We start from the raw sequence: 21,512 nt of genomic DNA on the forward strand, positions 1-21,512 counted from the left end.
GCACGAAGCGGTAGATTGCGGATACAAACGGGCGCCGTCCAGACCTGCCGGTCCGGGCGGCGTTCGCTCATGAGACGGCGCATTCGCGCCGCCCGTACGATGGAGGACGTATGGCCGAAACATCGCAGACGCCGAAGTCTTTGAAGGCTCAGATCACGCGCACGTCGCTCGTGCTTGCCGCGGCGGCGCTGCTGCGCGAACAGGGGCCGAAAGCCGTGACGTATCGCAAGGTGGCGAAGTGGGCCGGTGCGGCCTCGTCGTCGGTGGGGTACTACTTCGACTCCGTGACGCAGCTGCTGCACGAGGCCGGCCGGTACAACATCCAGCTGTGGGCCGAGCGCGCCGAGAAGGCCGCGTCCGCCGCGGAGGGGCTGGAGCCCGAGGAGTGCCGCCGTCACGTGGTGGACCTGCTCATTCGCGCCTGCCTGCCGGACGAGTCGGTGGTGCCTTCGGCACACTATGCGCAGCTGATCGCCGCGGCCGAATCGGACGTGGTGACCGAGGCCTACCAGAAAGGCCGCGTCTCGCTCGACGCCGCCATCGAGCGCATTCTCGCGCGGGCGGAAATCGACATGCCGCCGCGCATGGTGGGCACCGTGGTGGACGGTGCGGCGGTGGCCGCCATTTCCGAGGGCTACGACGTGCGCAAATTCGCATCCGACATCCTGCAGGACGCCATCGACGTGTACGCCAAGGCATCCAAGGCGTCCAAGGCTCAGGGCTGAGCGTCCGGCCCAGTAATCTAGCAACTCACATTTCGGCGACGGGAGGGTGAACGCCCTCCCGTCGCCGTTTTGCGTTCCCCGCCTTCTGGTAGAACGTTCTTAACAAACGTTCGAGCGCGACGTCGCGCCGCTGCTGTTGCGAGCGGCGCGACGTCGCGTCCATAGGTGAGGAAAGGAGTTGAGGCGGCATGAGCGATGCTCGTCATACCCCAGAAGCGTCTTCGGCTGACGCGGGTCCTATCGGCCAGGTGAGCCGTCCGACGTTCAAGCGCACGTTGACGTTCTTCGGATTCTTCGCCATCACGGCTTCCATGGTGATGACGGTGTACGAGTACCCGTCGTTTGCATCATCGGGCTTCCAGCTGGTGTTCTTCCTGATCATCGGCGGCGTTCTATGGTTCTTGCCGGTCGCGCTGTGCGCGGCCGAGATGGCCACGGTGAAAGGATGGGAATCGGGCGGCATCTTCGCCTGGGTCGGCAACACGCTGGGCAGGCGGTGGGGCTTCGCCGCGCTGTTCTTCCAGTGGTTCCAGATCACCGTGGGATTCGTCACTATGGCGTTCTTCATCCTGGCGGCCCTGGCGTACGTGTTCAGGTGGGATGCGCTGTACAACAACCCGCTGGTGATGTTCTTCGGCGTGGCCGCTATCGTGTGGCTGCTGACGCTCACTCAGCTGGGCGGCACGAAGTACACGGCGCGCATCTCGAAGGTGGGCTTCGTGGGCGGCATCCTGCTGCCCGTGCTCGTGCTGCTGGTGGGGTTGATCTACTACTTCGCCACGGGCGGCGCGTCGCAGATCACCATGGACGTGGGCACGTTCGTGCCCGACTTCAGCAAGGTTGACACGCTCGTCATCTTCGCGTCGTTCATCCTGGCGTACATGGGCGTCGAGGCGTCCGCGTCGCACGTGAACGAGCTGAAGAACCCGAACCGCAACTACCCGCTGGCCATGATCGTGCTGGCCATCCTCACCATTGCGCTCGACGCCGTGGGCGGCTTGGCCGTGGCCACGACGCTGCCGGCGACGGTGCTGGACGGCAACCTGTCGTTCGGCGTGATCGAGGCGTTCCGCGCCATCTTCGTGCAGCACATCGGGCCGTCCATGAGCTGGATCGTGTTCGCGGTGGCGCTGCTGCTGGCGCTGGGCGTGCTGGCCGAGATCTCGGCCTGGATCGTGGGCCCGTCGCGCGCGCTGCTCGACACGGCGCACGACGGCATCCTGCCGCCGTCGTTCAAGAAGGTGAACAAGCACGGCGTGTCGGTGAAGACCGTGGTCATCCAGGCCGCCATCGTGACGGTGTGGGACGCGGTGCTATGCGGGTCCATCGCGCTGTCCGGCGGGTCCAGCTCGTCGGTGGGCTACCTGACGGCCATCGGCCTGACGGTGGTCATCTACCTTGTGGGCTACGTGCTGTTCTTCCTCGGGTACTTCTACCTGATCTTCAAGAAGAAGAACCTGCAGCGCTCGTTCCAGCTGCCGGGCGGCACGCCGTTCAAGGCCATCGTGGCCGGCGTGGGCCTGATCATGACCGTGGCCACACTGATCATCTCGTTCTTCCCGTCGTCGAACCTCGACGCGCAGTCGAACATGGTGTACCAGGCGACGCTCGGCGTGGCGTTCGTGATATCGGTGGCCATCCCGTTCATCATCTACGGGCTGCGGCATCGTTGGGCGCCGAAGGGCGGCACGCCTGCGGCGGTGGCCGCCGTGGCGGCTCCGACGACGGCTTCCGGGATGCCGGCGCGTCCGGCGGCTCCCGCGCAGGGCGCCCACGCGCGCACCGACGCCGGGTCGTCGGGCCCCATCAACAAGCGCACGAAAGCGCGCGACACGATAGGCGGCCCGCGCGATGCTGCGGGCACCCCGCGGTCGGCCGGGGCCAGCGGCGCGGTTGCCGGCGGCGGGTTGAGCGAGCGCGTGGCGCACGGCATTTCCAGCGTGGTGGTCAGCGTGACCAGCCGACCGCCGGGTCCCATCCCGGTGGATGCGAAGGAAACGCAGGACACCATCGACCCGCTGCGCACGCCCGCGGCTGAGCCGACGGTGGGCGAGGAGCGCGCGGACGAGCAGCCCCCGGCCTGCGGCGTTGCGACGCCGCAGAACCCCATGCCGTACCCGTGCGACATTCCCGACGAGGACTCGGAGGATCATGAGCGCGATTCCGCCGACGAGTCCCAGCCCAAGCACTAGCGTTCAAGACGACATGCATGGAGACGTGCAAGACGACCTGTAGGAGGTTTTCATGAAGGAACAGACAGCTACCAGCAAGATTCTCGACGGCATGGACGAGGGCACCAAGTACAGCACCCCCATCTTCGGCTCCGAGGCGTCCGACGTGGCCATGCCGCGCCTCAAGATGAACGATAAGCCGGTCGAGCCGCGCATCACGTACGAGATGATCAAGGAATACCTGTCCATCGAGGGCAACGCCACGCAGAACCTCACCACGTTCTGCCAGACGTACATGGAGCCCATGGCCACGAAGATCATGGCCGAGACGATGGAGAAGAACGCCATCGACAAGGACGAGTACCCCATGACGGCCGACCTCGAGAACCGCTGCGTCGCCATGATCGGCAACCTGTGGCATGCCGACCCGGCCGAGGAGCCCATGGGCACGTCCACCGTCGGCTCGTCCGAGGCGTGCATGCTGGGCGGCCTGGGCATGCTGTTCCGCTGGAAGAAGCTGGCGAAGGACGCGGGCATCGACATCTACACGGCGCAGCGCCCCAACCTGGTGATTTCCGCGGGCTACCAGGTGTGCTGGGAAAAGTTCTGCCGCTACTGGGACATCGAGATGCGCCTCGTGCCGCTTGAGAAGGACCACCTGTCGCTGAACATGGACACGGTCATGGACTACGTGGACGACCACACCATCGGCATCGCGGCCATCCTGGGCATCACGTATACCGGCAAGTTCGACGACGTGCAGAAGCTCGATGAGCTGGTGGAAGCGTACAACCAGCAGCATCCGAAGCTGCCGATCCGCATTCACGTGGACGGCGCGTCGGGTGGCATGTTCGCCCCGTTCGTCGAGCCCGACCTGGTATGGGACTTCCAGTTGAAGAACGTGTGGTCCATCAACTGCTCCGGCCACAAGTACGGCCTCGTGTACCCCGGCATCGGCTGGGTGGTGTGGCGCAGCAAGGAGGCGCTGCCCGAGGACCTGATCTTCTGGGTGAGCTACCTGGGCGGCGAGGAGGCCACGATGGCCATCAACTTCTCGCGCTCCGCGTCGCAGATCGTGGGCCAGTACTACGTGCTGATGCGCAACGGCTTCGAGGGCTTCAAGGAGATCCAGGAGCGCACGCTCGACGTGGCGCGCTACCTGGCCGCCGAGCTCAAGGAGATGGGCGTCTTCGAGATCTACGAGGACGCGTCGCATATCCCCATCGTGTGCTGGGGCTTGAAGGACGACGCCGGCGTGGAGTGGTCGCTGTACGACCTGTCCGACCGCCTGCGCATGAGCGGCTGGCTGGTGCCGGCGTACCCGATGCCGGCCGACATGCAGGACACCACCGTCCAGCGCGTCGTGGCGCGCGCCGACTTCTCGATGCAGCTGGCTATCAAGCTGGTCGAGGACATGAAGAAGGAGATGGACACGCTGAACAAGGCGAAGTTCGTCACCGGCAACACCCAGGGCGTCATCCGCACCGGCTTCAACCACGGCGGTCGCTCCGCCGTCGACAAGGGCGAAAAGGTGCAGACGAAGGCCCCGACGCCCCAGAAGTAACCGCCCGATAGCGTGCGTGCCGCGCCTCCGTTGCGGGGACGCGGCACGCTCCGTCCGACTGGTTGTGGGCGGGACGACGAGGGCGCGGCGTGGCCCGCCGATCGTTTGTGGGCGCGAAACGGCACCCGTGACAATTTTGCATGCCGATCTCGTCCCGAATCTCCGACCGAAGCAGGGAAAGGCCAGGTGGCGTTTCCCTGCTTCGGTCGCAAGGGTAGGTCGGGGGCTGTGATTTTGTCATAGGTGCCGTTTTGCGCCCAGAATCGAAATCCGGAGCGCGGATCGCGCCCATCTCGCCGCTGCCCGGTCGTCGCGGCGCAGCAGCCCGCCCGTTGCGCCCCGGCGCTGGATCCCCGCCGAAAGCGGGATTCGGTGTCCCTTCTGCAACTTTTTCGACTTTATGGCAGGCGCGTTTCCGAAGTCAACATCCTCATCAGGCGTTTTGAGGTTGCAGGGAAGCGCGGCGGCGGAAGGCTGCAGCAGCGCCGGGAGAAATCCCTGGTCAGGTTCCACCCCATTTGCCACAAAGTCGAAAAAGTTGCAGAAGGGGTTGCATTCCCTGCTTCGCGGCTCCGACGACAGGAAGCGGGGCGGCGACCTCGTCCCCTGCCGCGCTCTTACGAGAGACGGCACGGGGGCGTCGGTCGCGAGAGCGCGGGGTCGCAGGAATCGTTCGCGAAGGGTTTACCCGAAGATGCCGTACATGTACCCGAAGTAGCCGGCCAGGCCGCCGACGGCGGCGGAGGCCAGGAAAAGCACGACGCCTCTGAGGGTGCGATGCTGGCGGGCGCGGCGGCTGCGCGGGTTGTTGCGGTCGATGGGCTCGCCCTTCGAGTACGCTACGAGCTCGCGGTAGGTAACCAGGTCGTTCTGCTTCTTGATGCGCTCCACGCGCATGAGCATCGCCATGCCGATGCCCCATACCAAAAGGCCGATGATGGCGGACGGCACGACGCCCCAATCCCATCGGGTTATGCCGGCGATGGCGGCTACAGCCCCCACGATCGCGATGGCCAAACCTCCCCAGCTGAGGGCGACCATCTTCTTGTAGTCGTTCGCGATTGCTTCTTTCATGGCTTCCACGTCTCCTTTGATCAGTTCGTCGACGGTTACGTCGAAGAGAACGCTGAGCAGCAGCAGGCTTTCCACATCGGGATAGGTCTTGTCGTTCTCCCAGCTTGAGACGGTCTGGCGCGAAACGTAGATTTTCGCGGCGAGGTCGTCTTGCGAGAGTCCCCGATCCGTCCGATGCCGTTTGATCTGACTGCCGAGCTCCATGCGTTTCCCTTCGCTGATCACAGGTTGCCATGACGCGCCAAAGTGTACCATCAAATGGTCTTGACGAAACCTCTCCCGCCCCCAGTTCACCTTGTCAAAAGTCTTTTACGTTGCGTCTGAACAGGGAAAAGCCCCCCGCTTCGATGCTTGAAGCGGGGGGCTTGGGAGGTTGCGATCGGTCGATGCAAGCCTAGGCGCGCCTGCGCTTTCGGAAGGCGGCGACGACGAGGAGCGCGGCCGCGAAGGTTGCGCCAAGCGCGACTGCGGCGAACGGGACGTCGCCGGTGGCGGCCAGCTTGTGCGGCACGTCGGTCGGGGTGGTCGGGTCCTTCGGCTTCTGCGGGATCTCGCTCAAGGTGTTGGTCAGGTCGTAACCCTTCACGGCGGCCGTGTACCCGGTGGGGACGGCATCCTCCCGTATCGAGTACGCGAACTCCTTCCCATCCGCGTCGAAGCGGGGGAGGTCGGCGAAGCGGTACGCCCAATCGCGCTGTGCGGACGTCTCCTGCGTGCGGAAGAGCTTGTCGTTCTGGTACAGCGAGACGGTGAGCGTTTCCGGTCGCGTGGTGCCGGCGTTGTCGTTGTCCACCCAGGTCTTCGTGCCGGCGACTTCGACGGTGTCGCCGCCGGGCTGGGGCTTCAGCGTGTTCGCGATGTTGTAGCCCGAGACGACCGCCTCATAGCCGGTCGGGACGTCCTTCTCGCGCACGGTGTAGGCGATCTCGGTTCCGTCGTCGGCGTACTTCGGCAGCTCGGCGAACGCGTACGCCCAACCGTCAGCCTCCGTGGTTTCCAGCGACTTCACCACATCGTCGCCGTCCAGCAGCTCCACGGTGATGCTTTCGGGGCGCGTGTTGCCGGCGTTGTCGTTGTCGTCCCAGGTCTTCGTGCCCTTCACCTCGGCTATGTCGTTCAGCTTCGGGTCGAGCGTGTTCGCGATGGCGGTGCCGTCGATGACGGTGGCGTAGTGTTCGACGGCCTCCTCCTGCACGGTGTACACGTGGATGGTGCCGTTCGCGGCGGCTTCGGGCAGGCCGGTGAACTGGTACGCCCAGCCGTCGTCGGCGGTTGCGGTGGCGGTGTCGAACAGCACGTCGTCCTGATACAGGTTCACGGTGATCGCCGCCGGGCGCGTGCCGAGGGCGTTGTCGTAGTCGTGCCATGATTTGGTGCCGGCGACGTCGACGCGCTTGATCTTGTTGACGGTTTGCTCGGCCGGAACGACCACCGTCTCGATGTCGCCGGTGCCCTGGATGTTGGCGATGGGGGCGAACGACGTGTACCCGTTCACGGGCGTTTCGGTGAGCTGGTACGTTGCCCGCTCGGAGCCTTCGAGCAGCGGAATGTTCGTGAACGTGTACGCCCAGTCGGGCGCCGACGCCGTGGTCTTGAAGATGTAGGGGGCGTGCCCGCTCGCGTTCGTCTGCGTGAGCGTAAGGGACACGGATGCGGGGCGGTCGGCCTCGGTGTCGCCGCTCCATGTTTTCTGCCCGGTCAGGTAGAACTTCTCGGCAACGTTGTACAGGTTGGAGACGATGACGCCGTTGTCAGCCGCTGGATCGGCGTCGATGGTCGAGATGTAGTTGCCGGTGATGCCCGAAGCGTCCCGAACGGGATCCTCAGTCACTTCGTACACGAGGTCGTTGCCGTACTGGTCGGTTTTCGGCAGGCCGGTGAACACGTGGTCGAAGTCGTCGGCCCCGCCTTCGCTCGGCTCTCCTCCGATCAGCGTCCAGGTGCCCACCTCGTCGCCGCCGCACCACAAGCGGATGGTGACGTCGGCGCGCGTTCCGTGCCAGTCGGGGTTGTCCTGCCAGTGCTTCTTCACGGGGATGTCGATCGCCTCGACGGGCTCGTCGCTCGTTTGCACCTGCACGGGCGCGGCGGTCGACGTGCGATACCTGGCCGTGACGGAGACGGGTCCCAGGATGGCGTTGTCGCCCTTCTCGGCGTTGATGTCGGCTTGGGCGTCGGTCAGGTTGTCGAACGTGCGCACGACGTTGTCGCCGCCTCGGTCGCCGTCGAGCTTGTCGTACGTCACCTGCACGCCTACGACGTCGTCGGGGTTGCTCGATGAAAGCTCCAGGTCGGGGCTGAGCAGGGTGCCGGAGCCGTCCTTGCCGCCGGCGAACAGCCGCTCGTTGGCAGAGGCGTTGACGGTTTGACCGTCGGACGTGGTCACCTGCGACTCGCCGCCGCCGACCGAGGTGGTTGCGCCCGTGGTGCCCTCTACGATGGTGAAGGGGATTTTCTTGTCGTTGAGCAGGTAGCCGGTGGGCGCTTCGGTCTCCTGGAAGTAGTAGGCGCCCGGCAGGAGGCTGGAGGTGGAGAGGCTGCCCGCATCATCGGTCGTGCGCTCTTCGACGAAAACCCCCTTGTCCGTGTACACCGCATAGGTCGCTCCGGCCACCGGCGCGTTGGTGGTGGCGTCGGTCTTGGTCAGCACGGCGCTGCTTCCGGCTGCGGACGCGGCCGTGATCCGGTCGTATACGCGAAAGGTGGGCGTGAGGTAGTATTTGTAGGATTGCTCGCCTTCCGTAATGGCGCCCCATTCGTCCTGGGTGCCGTACTTCAACTCTTTATCCATGCCGACGTAGATATGGAAGACCCCGCTTTTCTCAAGGCCGGTGAAGGCGGCGGTCGTGTCGTTATGAGAGGCGATGACCATGCTGGTGGCGGCGTCGCCCGGCCGTGTGTGAACTCCGCATTCTACGACGTGCGCGTCCTCGATCTTCGCGCCATGCTCGTATATGGCCGATTTGCCGATGTCGAGGGCTCCGCTGACGGCGGTCTCGCCGGCGGGGCGAACGTAGGCAAGGTGCTGGGATACGTCTTCCGAGTACGTGAAAGAAGAGCTTGCCGGTTGCATGATCTTCAGGCGTCCCCCGAAGAACGTCGGGAGCATCTCAAAGGGGTTGCCGCCGAAATCCCACACCACGTTCCTCTCGTCGATTTCGATGGTGTCGTCGTTCGCCAGCAGCTCGCCATAGTACTTGTCTTCGAGCCCGCCGCTCCTCTCGAGCCATGAAAAGTCGCGAATCTCGTTGTACTTCAGGCTGACGAGCTGGGCGTTGCGCAGGTATTGAATGCCGTGTACGTCCTTGATCTTCTGATCCGAGGGCGTCGCGTTGCTCTTGTTGTACAGAACGGTTCCCCTGAAATTGTACAGCGCTTCTTCGACGTCCGCGCCTTCGGCGCCGTCAGCCCCGTCCTTCACGGCATCGAACACGGCTTGGCGGAAGATCGCGTCGGGAACGTACGGCACCAATTGCTCGATGTCCGTGATTTGCACGGTATCTTCGGCGGCTTCCGCCGTCATGCCCGGAGCGACGGGCAGGCAAAGCGCAAGGCCCAACGCGGCGCCTATCAACAGTGTGCGAACCTTCATGGCATAATCCCCTTCGATGCTCGATAATCCATCCGCCAGCTTAGCATCAACGCAGGTCAGAACATGCGTGAATTGCCAGCCTCAACTTGTTGCTCAGGCGCGCGGCAGAGGCGGCGCGGGGCGCGAGGCGCGAGGCACCGGTCGCGTCCCGTATGCCGTTTGGCCACGCGGCGCTTACGGATGACGAAGCGCATGATCGATGAGACGCGCGCACCGTATGATCGAACGCAGCCCCGGCGTCGAGGAGGAGCCCACGATGAAGAAGATCCTGATTGCCCTGACCAACACCCCCACGTACGGGGAGAAGCACGCTGCCACCGGGCTGTGGCTGGGCGAAGCCGCCGAGTTCGTGGACGAGGTGGGCCAGCGCGGCTTCGAGGTGGACTACGTCAGCCCGAACGGCGGCTTCGTGCCCCTCGACCCGCGCAGCATGAAGCCGGCATATCTCGACCAGGCCACGTTCGCGTTGTACCACACGCCCGACTTCCAGGAGCGCGCGCTCGCGCGCTCGATGAGCCCCGACGACGTGGACGCGGGGGAGTACGCTGCCTTGTACTACACGGGCGGCCACGGCGTGATGTGGGATTTCCCCAGCAGCGAAGGGCTTGCGCGCCTGTGCCTCGAGGTGTACGGCAACGGCGGCTACCTCGCCTCGGTGTGCCACGGCATCGCGGGGCTGCTGTTCGTGCAGGATCGCGGCACGTACCTCGTGGAAGGGAAGAGCATCACGGGTTTCACCACGGCGGAGGAGTACCTGAGCGGCAAGAGCGCCGCCATCCCGTTCTGGAACGAGCAGGTGGCGAAGGCGCACGGCGCCGTGTTCTGCAAGAAGCGCCCGTTCGCGTCGTTCGCCATGCAGGACGGCCGCATCATCACGGGTCAGAACCCCGAATCGCCCCGCGCCGTCGCGCGCCTGCTGTTGGAGAATATAGAACGCCCCCTGCGCTGAACCCGGTTCTCGTTCGCCATTTGGGACCGGATTCAGCGCAGGGGGCGCCTGGGGAAGGTGGTGGTCACGCGGAGCACATCGCGCGCAACCACCGGTGGTAGCGGAAAAGCTTAGTCTTCGCGCTCGATGGGCATGCTCATGCAGCGCGGGCCGCCACGGCCGCGGGACAGCTCGGCAGACGGGACCACGATCAGCTTGAGGCCCTTGCCTTCCAGCACGGCGTTCGTCACGTCGTTGCGCTCGTACACCACGATGGTGCCCGGGGCGATGCACAGCGTGTTCGAGCCGTCGTTCCACTGCTCGCGCTCGGCCGCGATGCGATCGCCGCCGCCGCAGGGGATGAGCTCCACGGGATGACCCATGTAGGTCTCCAGGATGCTCTCCAGCGTGCCGTTCACTTCCTTGACCTTGATGCCGTCGCCTTCGGCGGTGATCTCGAACACGGTCAGCGGGCCCATAATGCCCGGGTGGATGGTGAACTTGTCAACGTCGATCTGGGTGAACACGGTGTCGAGGTGCATGAAGGCGCGGGAGTTCGGGATGTTGAACGCCAGGATGGTCTCGATGGGGCTCGTCGGATCGTTGAAGATGTTCTTCGCGATGGCGTCGATGGCATCGGGCTCGGTGCGCTGGGAAATGCCGATGGCCAACACCTTGTCGTTGATGTTGAGGATGTCGCCGCCCTCGATGTGGAACGTGTTGTAGCGGCTGTAGTACTCAGGGGTGCCCTTGAGCAGGGGATGGTGCGTGAAGATGTACTCGCCGTAGATGGTCTCGCGGTTGCGGGTCTCGGAGTACATGCGGTTGATGGACACGCCGTTGCCGATCATCGCGAACGGGTCGCGGGTGAAGTACAGGTTCGGCATGGGGGCCACGACCATCTTGGAGGACTCGGAAACCAGGTCCACCAGCGAGTTGGACTTGTCGGTGTGCAGCTCGGTGAGGTTGATGCCCTCCATCGTCTTCAGCACGAAGTCCTTGGCGTCGGGGTAGTTCTCCTGCATGTAGTCGAAGATGATCTTCTGGTAGCGATCCGTGCGGATGCCGGCCTCTTCGATCCACTGCTTGAGGAACTGCTCGCGCAGCTCGGGGTTGGCCTCGAGAACCTCAGCCATGAGGTCTTCCAGGTAAAACACTTCGACGCCGTTGTCGCGCAGAGCCTGTGCGAACGCGTCATGCTCCTCCTGGGCGACCTTCAAGAACGGGATGTCGTCGAACAGCAGCTCCTCGAGCGTGTTCGGCGTCAGGTTCAGAAGCTCTTTACCCGGGCGGTGCAGCAGGACTTTCTTCAAGGGCTTGATCTCGCTCTTGACGTTTACTCCTGACATGTGCAACCCTCCTTCTTCCTTTACGTCGGTTCCTCGTGAAGGGGGAACCGATCTTCGCCAAGTCGCCGTGCGGTCCTTTAAGCCGCTCGGCGCGTTGAGTCCACCATGCACCCCTCGTCGGGCGAATGAAAGATGTAAACAAGATTTAGCGATAGATTGATTGCGGGTGTAGCGGAGCGGCGAACGCGGTAAACCTCCCGTAAACCGCAGGTGGGAAGATGATTCCCCAGCGGTGGCCGCCGGGGTGCGCGGGCGCGTTTTCGGGCCGGGGCAACGCCGTGCGCGATTTCGTGTATCATGGCATATGATGCAAGCCATGAGGTAAACGATAGCGAGGTGCTCGTTCGTGGGGTTCGTGCTGTTTTACTACACGCTGTTCGTGATGCTTGCCTCTATCCTCGCTTCGGCCACGTGCTTGTCGGCCTATCTCGTGTCGCATCGGCGCGAGATGATGTTCGCCGTGTTCGGCTTCCTGTTCTACTTCTTCGACGTCGCCTGGGTGCTGCAGGACGACTTTGCCCTCCTGGGCGATTTGCAGGTGGTGGGCGTGTTCGCCATCGTCCGCTCGCTGGTGTCCGTGGTGACGGGCGGCGGCTGCCTCATGGCGTTCTGGCTGCTGCTGTGCGACTACCTCGGCGGCACGAACCGCGCGTTGCGCGTGGTGCCGGGGGTGGTGTACGTGCTGGGCAGCATCGCGGCGCTCACGTTGCTGCCTGATGGCAACGTGCAGCGGTTCGTGTTCTACACCACGCGTGCCATGCTGCTGTTCTGGATGCTGCTGTATGTCGGGTTCCGTTACTTCTCCAGCAAAGACGAGGTGGAGCGCAATCGTTTGCGCCGTCATCGATGGCTGTACGTGCTGGTGTGGGTGGTGGGGCTGCTCATGGTCCTGGAGGACGCGAGCTTCTTCCTGGTGTGCGAGCCGAACTCCGTCGTCATGTGGCCGCGCACGTTCGCGCCCGAGCGCAACTTCATGGAGAACGTGCTGATGCTGAGCCTGGCGTTCTTCGCGTGCCGCGACGCGTTCCAGGTGCTGTCGATGCGTTTCGAACGCCCGCCAATGCACGGCGGCGAAGTGCAGGACGCGCGCATCAGCGAGAACCTCATGGTGTACGGCAAGCGCCACCAACTGTCCGAGCGCGAGCAGGAGGTGCTGCACCTCGTGCTGCTGGGCAACGACAATCAGAACATCGCGTCCACCATGCATCTGGCCCTGAGCACCGTGAAGGTGCACGTGCACAACATCCTGCAAAAGACGGGCCAGCCCAACCGCCAGGCCCTCACCCAGGACTTCTGGAAGACGTCGTAGCGAAGCGCGCGCCGAGCGGCGCGCGCTTCGTGCTTAGTCGAACTGGCGCAGCGCGGCGCTCAGGCGCTTGAGGCCCTCGCGCAGCGTGGGCTCGGGCGCGCAGTATCCCAGACGGGCGCCGCAGGGCAACTCGAAACGGCTTCCCGGCACCAGCAGCACCCCTTGGTCGCGCAGCAGGTCGATGCAGAACCGCTCGTCGTCGATCGGGATATCCAGCTCGATGAACGACGTGGACACGGCCTTCGGGGGCACCCAGGACACGCGCGGCTCGCCGTCCACCCACTCCTGGGCGATGGCGAGGTTGTTCGTGACGATGGCGCGGTTGCGCTCAAGCACCTTGTCGCGGTTGCGCAGCACGTGCACGGCCAACGCGTCGTTGAACACGCCGTCGCAGATCATCGTGTAGTCGCGGTACACGCGGAAGCGGTCGGCCAGCTCCTTGTTCGACACCGTCCACCCGATGCGCGCGCCCGGCACCGAGTACGTCTTCGACAGGCTGTTCGTCACGACGGCCTTATCGTACAGGTCGGCCATCGACACGTACGATTCCGTGTCGTGCAGGGGCAGGTACACCTCGTCGGACAGGACGTAGGCGCCCACCGATTCGGCGATTTCCGCGATGCGCTTGAGCGTTGCGGCGTCGAGCACGGTGCCCAGCGGATTGCTGGCGTTGTTGATGCATATGAGCTTCGTGTCGGGGCGCACGAGCTTTTCAAGCTCGGTCACGTCGGGGTTCCAGCCGTGCTCGCGGCGGATGTGCCAATACTCCACGTCGGCTCCCAGCGTGCGGGGGATTTCGTACAGCGGCTGGTAGGTGGGGTATTCGGCGATCACGTGGTCGCCCGGCTCCACGAGGGCCAGCAGCGCCAGCAAGTTGGCGCCGGTCGCGCCGTTGGTCTGCAGCACGTTGCCGGGATCCACCGAGCGGTAGAGCTTGGCCACCTCCTCTTTGAACGCGGGCGAGCCCTCGATCCAGCCGTAGTTCATCTTGTCCTTGTTCAGCCGCTCGTAGAACGTGGCCCCGTGCTCGTCGTCCAGGGCGAGGATCTCGCCCATCGTCATCGACGAGATGGTGGATTGCGCGATGTCGTAGGTGGCGCTTTTCTCCCAGACGTTCAGCCAGTCTTCAACGCCAATGGTTGCGATATGCATAGGAGTGTCCCTTCCCGGTTGTGACAGGTTGCGATATGCGGTGCTAGAAGCTGATGAATCCCGTGAACAGCAGCACGAGCGACAGCACGCCGAGTGCCGAGATGATGCCCATCCCCGCCTTCTCGGCCGTCGTCAGGCCGCGTCCTTGATCCTTGCGCGCCTTGGCGTACACGAAGAAGCCCGGGATGTAACCGACGCAGGTGAGCAGCAGGAACGTCCAGCCGTTCAGCAGTACGCCGACAACCTGGAACAGCACCGCGATCGCGCCGATGATCAGCTGTCCCATCTGCCTGTTCTGGGCGGAGTACTTCGCTTGATAGGCGGCTGCCAGGGTCCAGGTGATGACGATGGCCACCGTGCAGAGGGAGAACGCGAAGTTGTACGCGTCTTCGGAGAAGATGAGCGTGAGCATGAACACCTGGGTGCACGCGCCCACGATCAGCAGGCTGAACCGGGGAGCGTTCTTGGCGTTCATCTTGCCCCATGCGGCGGGCAGCAGTTGGCGTTTCGCCATGTCCGACGTGGTTTCGGCGGGCAGGATGGTGAACGACAGCCACGACCCCATGACGGAGATGATGATGGCGATGGAGATGAACGCGCCGCCCCAGCCGGGGGCCATCGAGTCGAACACGTAGAGCATGGCCGGGTAGTTCATGGCGGCGATCTCGGTGTAGGGCAGGTAGCCGTACGGCAGCACCGAGGCGCTGATGTAGATGAGCAGCAGGCAGATCAGGCCGATGACGGTCGCCTTGCCCACGTCGCTCTTCTTGCGGGCACGGGAGGACATGACGGTGGCTCCCTCGATGCCCACGAAGGTCCACATGAGGATGATGAGGCAGTTCTTCACCTGGTCGCCGACGCTTCCGATGGCCACCGCGTCTGCGCCCAGCTCGCCCATGGAGGCCATGTTGTTCTGGAGCGTGCCCCAGAAGTCGGCCGTGAACACGTTGGCGTTGAACAGGAACAGGGTGAACAGGATGAACACGGCGATAGACGCCACCTTGCACACCATGACGATGGCGTTGAGGAACGATGCGCTCTCGACGCCGCGGATGACGAGCAGGGTGAGCAGCCACATGATGACCGACGCGATGAGGATGCAGGGAACGGTGTTGCCCGGCAGGAACGCGGGGAAGAAGTACCCCAGCGTCGACATCATCATCGTGGCGAAGGCGACGTTGCCCAGCCACGCGCTCAGCCAGTACCCCCAGCCCGAGATGAAGCCCGCGAACGGGCCGAAGCCCTCCTCGGCGTACTGGAAGATGCCGTGCAGGTCGGGGCGCTTCGCGCCCAGGTTGGCAAGCGACAGCGCTAGCATCATGAAGCCCACGCCCACGACGCCCCAGGCTATGAGCGCGCTGCCGGGGGACGCGACCTGCGCCAACTGGCCCGTGATGGCGAACACGCCCGACCCGATGCACGAGCTGATCACCATGCCGATCAGCCCGAACAGGCCGATCCCTTTTCTTTTGTCCATTGACGAACTCCTTTGCGAAGAGGTGCTGCATGACGACGCGTCGATCACACCTTGCCGGGAGGCGACGGCGAAAGAAAGGTCTAAACAGGGTCTATCGAGCGGCCCGCGCGCGTCCGAAATGCGGCGACTGAGAACTACAACCTAGTTAAACCGCAGGTGATCGGATGCATGCACCGCAGGGGCGTACCGTTTCGTATATGATGGGAAACGATTGATTTCCTGCATCGTCGGACGAAGGAGTGTCTGTTGGTGGGGTTCGTGCTCTTCCATTTCACCCTGATCGTGCTGCTGGCTTCCGTCCTCACCTCGGCTGCGTGCCTGTCGGCGTACCTCGTGTCGCGCAAGCGCGTGCTGCTGTTCGCGTTCCTTGCGTTTCTGTTCTACTTCTTCGACGTGGCCTGGGTGTTGCAGGACGAGCTCATGTATCCGGGGCTCGATGCGCAGATGACCAGCGCGTACCTGATGGTGCGCTCGTACGCGTCCATCCTGGCGGGCGCTGGGTTCCTCGTGTCGTTCTGGCTGGTGGTATGCACGGTGCTCGGCGAGAAGAGCCGCGCGCTCATGGCGGTGCCCGGCGTGGTGTTCGTGGTGGCAAGCGCGGTGGTGCTCATCGCGTTTCCCGAGGGGAACGTGCAGCGCTTCACGTTCTACACCCTGCGCGCGCTGCTGTTGTTCTGGATGCTGGGATTCGCCGCGTATCGCTACCGCACGACGGACGACAGCGTGGAGCGCGGGCGACTGTGCCGCCACCTGCGCCTGTACGTGGCGCTGTGGGTGCTCGGCGTGTTGGTGGTGGCCGAGGACGTGCTCTTCTTCCTCGTGGTGGATCCGGCGACGCTTGGCATCGGGCCGTGGGCGTTCACGTCCGAGCGCAACTACGCCGAGAACGCGTTGATGCTCGTCTGCATGTTCGTGGCGTGCCGCGACGCGTTCCGCACGCTCGCGTTGCGCTTCGAGCATCCGCCGGCGCCGGGCGGCGAGCGCCGCGAGGCGGTGCTGAACGACACGCTCATGCGGTACGGCAAGCAGCATCAGCTGTCCGAGCGCGAGCGGGAGGTGCTGTACCTCGTCCTGCAGGGCAACGACAATCAGAACATCGCCTCGTCGTTGCAGCTGTCGCCCAGCACCGTGAAGGTGCACGTGCACAACATCCTGCAAAAATCCGGTCAGGCGAACCGTCAGGAGCTTATCCGGGACTTCTGGAGGATGTCCTAGAAGGGGTTCGGCTCCCTTTGGGGCATCGGGGCGCCGCGCTTGCTACGACGGGCGCTCGGCCAGCGCGAGGTTGCGCTGGAGGACGCCTTCGCCCAGCACGTTGAGGTAGCTGTCGGCGAGGGCGACCATGGTGTCGATGGACTCGCGGCGGTCGCTGGCCAGCCAGCTTTTCAGCATGCTGACGATGCCGCCGGCGATGAAGTCGAACTGGTAGTTGCACAGCGCCATGCCGAGGGCGCGGTCGCGGTTCGGCGTCAGGCCCTGGTCGCGCTCCCGGCGCTCCACGGCCTCGAGGGGCGCGACGGCCGTGAGGCAGCTGTCGCGCACCACGTCGATGACGTCTCCCAGGAAGGCCCCGTCGGCGTTGTCGCCGAACACGATGGCGAACGCGTCTTCGTTCGTTTCGAAGTAGCTGAAGATGTCCTCGAGGAACGGACGGTTCTCGTTGCGCGCCAGCTCTTCGCCATGCGCGTCCACCAGCTCGCGGCAGATGTTGCAGAACTCCTCTTTCACCTGGTCGAACATGTCGTACACGTCCTGGAAGTGCACGTAGAACGTGGCGCGGTTCACGTCGGCCAGCTCGGCCAGCTCGGTGACGGTGATGCTTTTGAGCGGGCGCTCCTTCAAAAGCGCCATGAGCGCCGTCGTCAGCGCGTTGCGCGTGCGCCGAGAACGGCGATCCATTTTGATGTCGCGACGCCATCCGGGTGTCAAGATTTCTTCCGACACGATTCACCTTCTTCGACGAACAGCCCCCGCGGTGTCGAATAGTCGACGATCGGGCGCTTGATTGCGTATTGCCCTGGTCGAAAGCATATCGCATACTCGTTCATTATTCAACACGTGATGTATAACGGTACTAATGTTGAGTATGCATCACCTGTGGTATGAGTGTTTCACGTGAAACATCTGTTCGAAGGGAGCATGATGCTCAAGTTTTGCGAAGCGTTCCTGCGCCACCGCAAGGCGGTGGTTGCGCTGTTCGCGGTGGCGGCAGTGGCGTGCGCGCTGTGCATCCCGGCGGTGAAGGTGAACTACAGCATGACCGATTACCTGCCGGCCGACGCGCCGTCGATGCAGGCGCTCGACGACATGGAGCACTCGTTCGACGGGGGCATCCCGAACGCGCGCCTGTTCGCCGAGGGCATCGACCAGGCCACGGCCGAGCAGCTTTCCCGCGACCTGGCCGCCGTCGACGGCGTGGACGAGGTGATGTGGCTGGGCAGCGTGGCGGACACGAAGAAGCCGCTCGCCGTGCAGGACGAGGACGTGACGGCGTCGTGGGCGACCGACGACGGGTATCTGTTCCAGCTGGTCATCGACGAGGCGAAAGGGGTGACGGCCACCGAGGAGGCGCGTGCGGCCGCCCAGGATGCGGGCGCGTCGCAGGTGTCGCTGTCGGGCGATGCCGTGAACACCGCCAGCGCGCAAAGCTCCACGTCGGTGGAGATCGCCTACATCATGGTGCTGGCGGTGCTCATCATCATCGTGATCCTGTCGCTGACGTCGCATTCGTGGTTCGAGCCCGTCATCTTCCTGACGGTGATCGGCGTGGCCATCGTGATGAACATGGGGACGAACCTCCTGATCGGCGAGATCTCCTTCATCAGCCAGATATGCGGCGCCATCCTGCAGCTGGCGGTGTCGATGGACTACGCCATCGTGCTGCTGCACACGTTCCGCCGCTGCCAGCGCGAGTACGCCGACCCCTACGTTGCCATGGCGCATGCGATGAAGCGCGGCTTCTCGGTGGTGTTGTCCAGCGCGGCCGTCACGTTCTTCGGCTTCCTCTCGCTCACGGTCATGCAGTTCGGCATCGGCGTGAACATGGGCATCGTGCTGGCGAAGGGTATCCTGTTCAGCTTCCTCACCGTCATGTTCCTCATGCCGTGCCTCACGCTGCTGTGCCTGCGCTGGATCGACAGGTTCGAGCACCGGTTCCTCATGCCCTCGTTCGACGGCTTCGCCCGCGTGTGCCAGCGCATCATGGTGCCGATGGCCGTGGTGGTGATCGTCGTGGCGGTGCCGGCGTACCTGGCGGAGAGCCGCACCGATTTCAGGTACGGCACCTCCGGGTTCGCACCTCCGGGCAGCCAGACCGCGGTTGAGCAGGAGCGCATCGAGGAGGCGTTCGGCGCGTCGGCCACCTGGGTAGTGATGGTGCCCGAGGGCGACACGTCGCGCGAGCAGGCGCTTGCGGACGATCTCGAGGCGCTCGATCACGTGACGGGCGTGACGTCGTACGTGACCGAGGCCGGGCGCGCGCTGCCGGTGGAGGTTGCGCCCGCGTCCACGGTGGAGCAGGTGATCGCGGGCGGCTGGTCGCGCCTCGTGGTGTCGCTCGACGTGGAAGGCGAGGGCGACGAGGCGTTCGCGCTGGTGGAGCAGGTGCGTGCGACGGCGGAGGCTCAGTACGGGGACGCGTACCGGTTGGCGGGCGCGGAGGTGTCGGTGTACGACCTGCGCGACACGGTGCAGCAGGACGCGGGGCGCGTGAAGCTGTTCTCCATGCTGTCCATCGGCCTCGTGCTGGCGCTCATGTTCCGCAGCCTGTCCATCCCGTTCGTGGTGCTGATCGCCATCGAGGTGGCCATCTGGATCAACTTGGCCGTGCCGTACTTCCTGGGCGACAGCCTGAACTACATCGGCTACCTCGTGATCGACGCGGTGCAGCTGGGCGCGGCCGTGGACTACGCCATCATCTACACGCGCGAGTACTTCGACCGCCGCAGCGAGTACACGCCGCGCGAGGCGGCGCGTTCGGCGGTGAAGCATGCGGCCCTGACCATTCTCACGTCCTCGTCGATCCTCGTGTTCGCGGGGCTGGCGGTGTGGCAGATCGCCTCGAACGGCGTGATCTCCGAGCTGGGCGTGCTCATCGCGCGCGGCGCGTTCACGTCCATGCTCATGATGTTCGTGTTCCTGCCGTGGTTGTTCAAAACATTCGATGGAGTCATTCGCCGCACCTCGCTCGGCCTGCATGTGTACGAGGGCGAGCCGAAGGGTGCGAGCGCGTTGGAAGGAGAAGGTGCTCATGGAGAAGCGTAAGGAAGCGGGATGTGCTCTGGCGGCCTCGCTGCTGGCCGGCGTGCTGGCGTTGCCGACGGCGGCGTTGGAGGTGAGCCAAGCGTGGGGCGTCGAGCCCGAGGCGGCGAAGGACGAGGTGGTGTACGTGAAGGCGGGCGCCGACGGGACGACGCAAGGGCTGTACGTGGTGAACGTGTTCGACACGGGCGCCGTCCAGACGGTGGACGACCCGGCACGCTACACGCGGGTGAAGAACCTGACCACCACCGATGCGCTGGTGCAGGAGAACGGCGCCGTGCAGGTGAGCACGTTGGCCGATCAGCCGTTCTATTACGAGGGCGAGATGGATGCCGCGACGCCGCTGCCGTGGGACGTCTCGTTGACGTACTACCTCGACGGGGCGCAGATCGCGCCGGACGAGCTGGCGGGGAAGAGCGGGCGGCTGCGCATCGAGTTCGCGGTGACGGCGCGCGGCGGGGATGCGGAGGCCGCGGGGCTCGCGGACTTCGCCGAAAGCTGCGTCATGCAGGCGCAGGGGACGTTCCCGGAAAGCGCGTTCAAAGTGGAGGAGGCCGACGGCGCGACCGTCGCCCACGTGGGCGACAACGCCGTGATCAGCTACTTGGTGCTGCCGGGCGAGAGCGCCGTGTACGCCATCGAGGGCGATGCGCGCGCCTTCTCGTACGAGGGGTGGCAGATCAGCGCGATGCCGCTCGGCCTGGCCATCGACCTGGCCGAGCAGGATACCGCGCAGCTGTCCGACAAGACCGGCGAGCTGGAGGACGCAACCGCGCAGCTGTCCGACGGCGCGGCCTCGCTTGAAAGCGGGCTGGGGTCGCTAGCCAGCGGCTCGGGCGACCTCGCGTCCGGCACCGGCGAGGTGGCGGCGGGCGCGACGGAGCTTGCGGGCGGCGCCAGCTCGCTGGCGCGCGGGTCGGAGGAGCTGCAAGCGGGCGTGGGCGCGGCGGTGGACGGGCTCGCGTCGGTGAGCGCGAACAGCGCGGCGCTCGACGCGGCGGCAGAGCGGGTTCGCGCGGGGGCGGCCGACCTCGACGCGGGCGTGCAGGCGCTGCGGGCGGGCGACCAGTCGTTCCTCGGGGCCGTGGCGGCGGCGAAGGCCCAGGCCGCCGTCGGCGCCGCGCAGTACGCGGCCGCGCAGGAGGCGTACGCGGCGGCCGCGGCGGCGGCGTACGCCGATCCGACGGCTGCGACGGTGGCCGCTTTGGACGGCGCGGCGCAAGCGCTTGCCCAGGCCAGCCAGGCCGCCGGATCCTACGGCGCGCTCGACACCGTCGAGGGAAGCTACGCGCCGCTGTCGGGCGGCATCGCCGAGGCGGCGGCGGGCACGGCGAGCCTGTCGGCGGGCACGGCAGACCTTGCCGCCAACGTGGAGGCGTACGCCGGCGGCGTCGATGCGCTCGCGACGCAGGCGCCTGCGCTTGCTGAGGGGGCTGCGAGCTTGAGCGCGGGCGCGGCATCGCTGGCGGGCGGCACGGGCGAGGTGGCGGCGGGCGCGTCGTCGGCGGCTGCGGGGGCCGTGCAGCTGGCGAGCGGCGCGGCGAGCGCCTCGTCGGGCGCGCGCGAGCTGTCCGCCGGCACGGCCGACCTCGCCGAGGCCGTGAGCGGCATGGACGAGCAGGTCATCGACGCGGTGCAGCAGGCGATCGACGACAAGCTGGGCGCCGACTACCAGGCGCACTCCTTCGTCGACCCGTCGAACACCGCCGTCGACGACGTGCAGTTCATCTACGTGGTGGACGGCGTGGAGGAGCCCGACGACGCGGACGCGGCGGAGGCGGCGGGGGAGGCGAATGCGGACGCGGACGGGGGCGCGGACGGGGGCGCAGGCTCGGGCTCGGAGCCGCAGGGCTTCGTGGATCGCCTGCTGGCCCTCTTCCGCCCTGCAAGCTAGAAGGAGCGGCCCCCTGC

The 21,512-nt window shown here is 65.2% G+C and carries 14 protein-coding genes; 8 read left to right on the top strand and 6 right to left on the bottom strand.

Going from position 1 to position 21,512, the window contains the following annotated elements; genetic code table 11:
• Window positions 1-110 precede the first annotated feature (110 nt).
• From GS424_RS00805 to gad, 3 genes are all read left to right on the top strand, one after another.
• Complete coding sequence (locus GS424_RS00805) at window positions 111-725, top strand: TetR/AcrR family transcriptional regulator (RefSeq protein WP_160942179.1); 615 nt, start codon at window positions 111-113, stop codon at window positions 723-725.
• 188 nt (window positions 726-913) lie between these two features.
• Window positions 914-2,917, top strand: a complete 2,004-nt coding sequence (locus GS424_RS00810) for an amino acid permease (protein WP_244977629.1) — start codon at window positions 914-916, stop codon at window positions 2,915-2,917.
• A 52-nt stretch (window positions 2,918-2,969) separates the two neighbouring features.
• Entirely contained in the window at window positions 2,970-4,460 is a 1,491-nt protein-coding gene (gene gad, locus GS424_RS00815) for a glutamate decarboxylase (protein ID WP_160942178.1), read from the top strand.
• Between the two features lie 684 nt (window positions 4,461-5,144).
• Here gad and GS424_RS00820 read toward each other — a convergent pair.
• Entirely contained in the window at window positions 5,145-5,738 is a 594-nt protein-coding gene (locus tag GS424_RS00820) for a helix-turn-helix transcriptional regulator (protein WP_160942177.1), read from the bottom strand.
• Window positions 5,739-5,928: 190 nt separating this feature from the next.
• Window positions 5,929-9,126 carry a Cna B-type domain-containing protein gene (locus GS424_RS00825; RefSeq protein WP_160942176.1) on the bottom strand — a complete coding sequence of 1,066 codons (3,198 nt, stop codon included), beginning with the start codon at window positions 9,124-9,126 and terminating at the stop codon, window positions 5,929-5,931.
• 217 nt (window positions 9,127-9,343) lie between these two features.
• Between GS424_RS00825 and GS424_RS00830 the strand changes: the two genes are divergently transcribed.
• Window positions 9,344-10,075 carry a type 1 glutamine amidotransferase domain-containing protein gene (locus tag GS424_RS00830; protein ID WP_160942175.1) on the top strand — a complete coding sequence of 244 codons (732 nt, stop codon included), beginning with the start codon at window positions 9,344-9,346 and terminating at the stop codon, window positions 10,073-10,075.
• Window positions 10,076-10,185: 110 nt separating this feature from the next.
• On the opposite strand, the gene arcA is transcribed toward GS424_RS00830, so the two are convergent.
• Window positions 10,186-11,403, bottom strand: coding sequence for an arginine deiminase (gene arcA / locus GS424_RS00835; RefSeq protein WP_015759840.1), 1,218 nt, complete (start codon window positions 11,401-11,403; stop codon window positions 10,186-10,188).
• A gap of 346 nt (window positions 11,404-11,749) precedes the next feature.
• Here arcA and GS424_RS00840 point away from each other — a divergent pair, with 346 nt between their 5' ends.
• Window positions 11,750-12,712, top strand: a complete 963-nt coding sequence (locus GS424_RS00840) for a helix-turn-helix transcriptional regulator (RefSeq protein ID WP_160942174.1) — start codon at window positions 11,750-11,752, stop codon at window positions 12,710-12,712.
• A 33-nt stretch (window positions 12,713-12,745) separates the two neighbouring features.
• On the opposite strand, the gene GS424_RS00845 is transcribed toward GS424_RS00840, so the two are convergent.
• Both GS424_RS00845 and GS424_RS00850 read right to left on the bottom strand, forming a co-directional pair.
• Entirely contained in the window at window positions 12,746-13,864 is a 1,119-nt protein-coding gene (locus GS424_RS00845) for an aminotransferase (RefSeq protein ID WP_160942173.1), read from the bottom strand.
• Between the two features lie 43 nt (window positions 13,865-13,907).
• Entirely contained in the window at window positions 13,908-15,341 is a 1,434-nt protein-coding gene (locus tag GS424_RS00850; protein WP_154333270.1) for a basic amino acid/polyamine antiporter, read from the bottom strand.
• A 249-nt stretch (window positions 15,342-15,590) separates the two neighbouring features.
• Here GS424_RS00850 and GS424_RS00855 point away from each other — a divergent pair, with 249 nt between their 5' ends.
• Window positions 15,591-16,556 (top strand): helix-turn-helix transcriptional regulator, encoded by a 966-nt coding sequence (locus tag GS424_RS00855; protein ID WP_160942172.1) that lies wholly within the window; start codon window positions 15,591-15,593, stop codon window positions 16,554-16,556.
• A 42-nt stretch (window positions 16,557-16,598) separates the two neighbouring features.
• Here the strand turns inward: GS424_RS00855 and GS424_RS00860 are convergent, their stop codons facing one another.
• Window positions 16,599-17,285, bottom strand: a complete 687-nt coding sequence (locus tag GS424_RS00860; protein WP_015759845.1) for a TetR/AcrR family transcriptional regulator — start codon at window positions 17,283-17,285, stop codon at window positions 16,599-16,601.
• Window positions 17,286-17,480: 195 nt separating this feature from the next.
• Here GS424_RS00860 and GS424_RS00865 point away from each other — a divergent pair, with 195 nt between their 5' ends.
• Window positions 17,481-19,604, top strand: a complete 2,124-nt coding sequence (locus GS424_RS00865) for an efflux RND transporter permease subunit (protein WP_160942171.1) — start codon at window positions 17,481-17,483, stop codon at window positions 19,602-19,604.
• Window positions 19,591-21,495, top strand: a complete 1,905-nt coding sequence (locus GS424_RS00870) for a hypothetical protein (RefSeq protein WP_160942170.1) — start codon at window positions 19,591-19,593, stop codon at window positions 21,493-21,495. The genes GS424_RS00865 and GS424_RS00870 overlap by 14 nt, the downstream gene beginning before the upstream one ends.
• Window positions 21,496-21,512 lie beyond the last annotated feature (17 nt).

Origin of the sequence: Eggerthella guodeyinii, assembly GCF_009834925.2 — a bacterium.
In the GTDB taxonomy this organism is placed as follows: Bacteria; Actinomycetota; Coriobacteriia; order Coriobacteriales; family Eggerthellaceae; genus Eggerthella; species Eggerthella guodeyinii.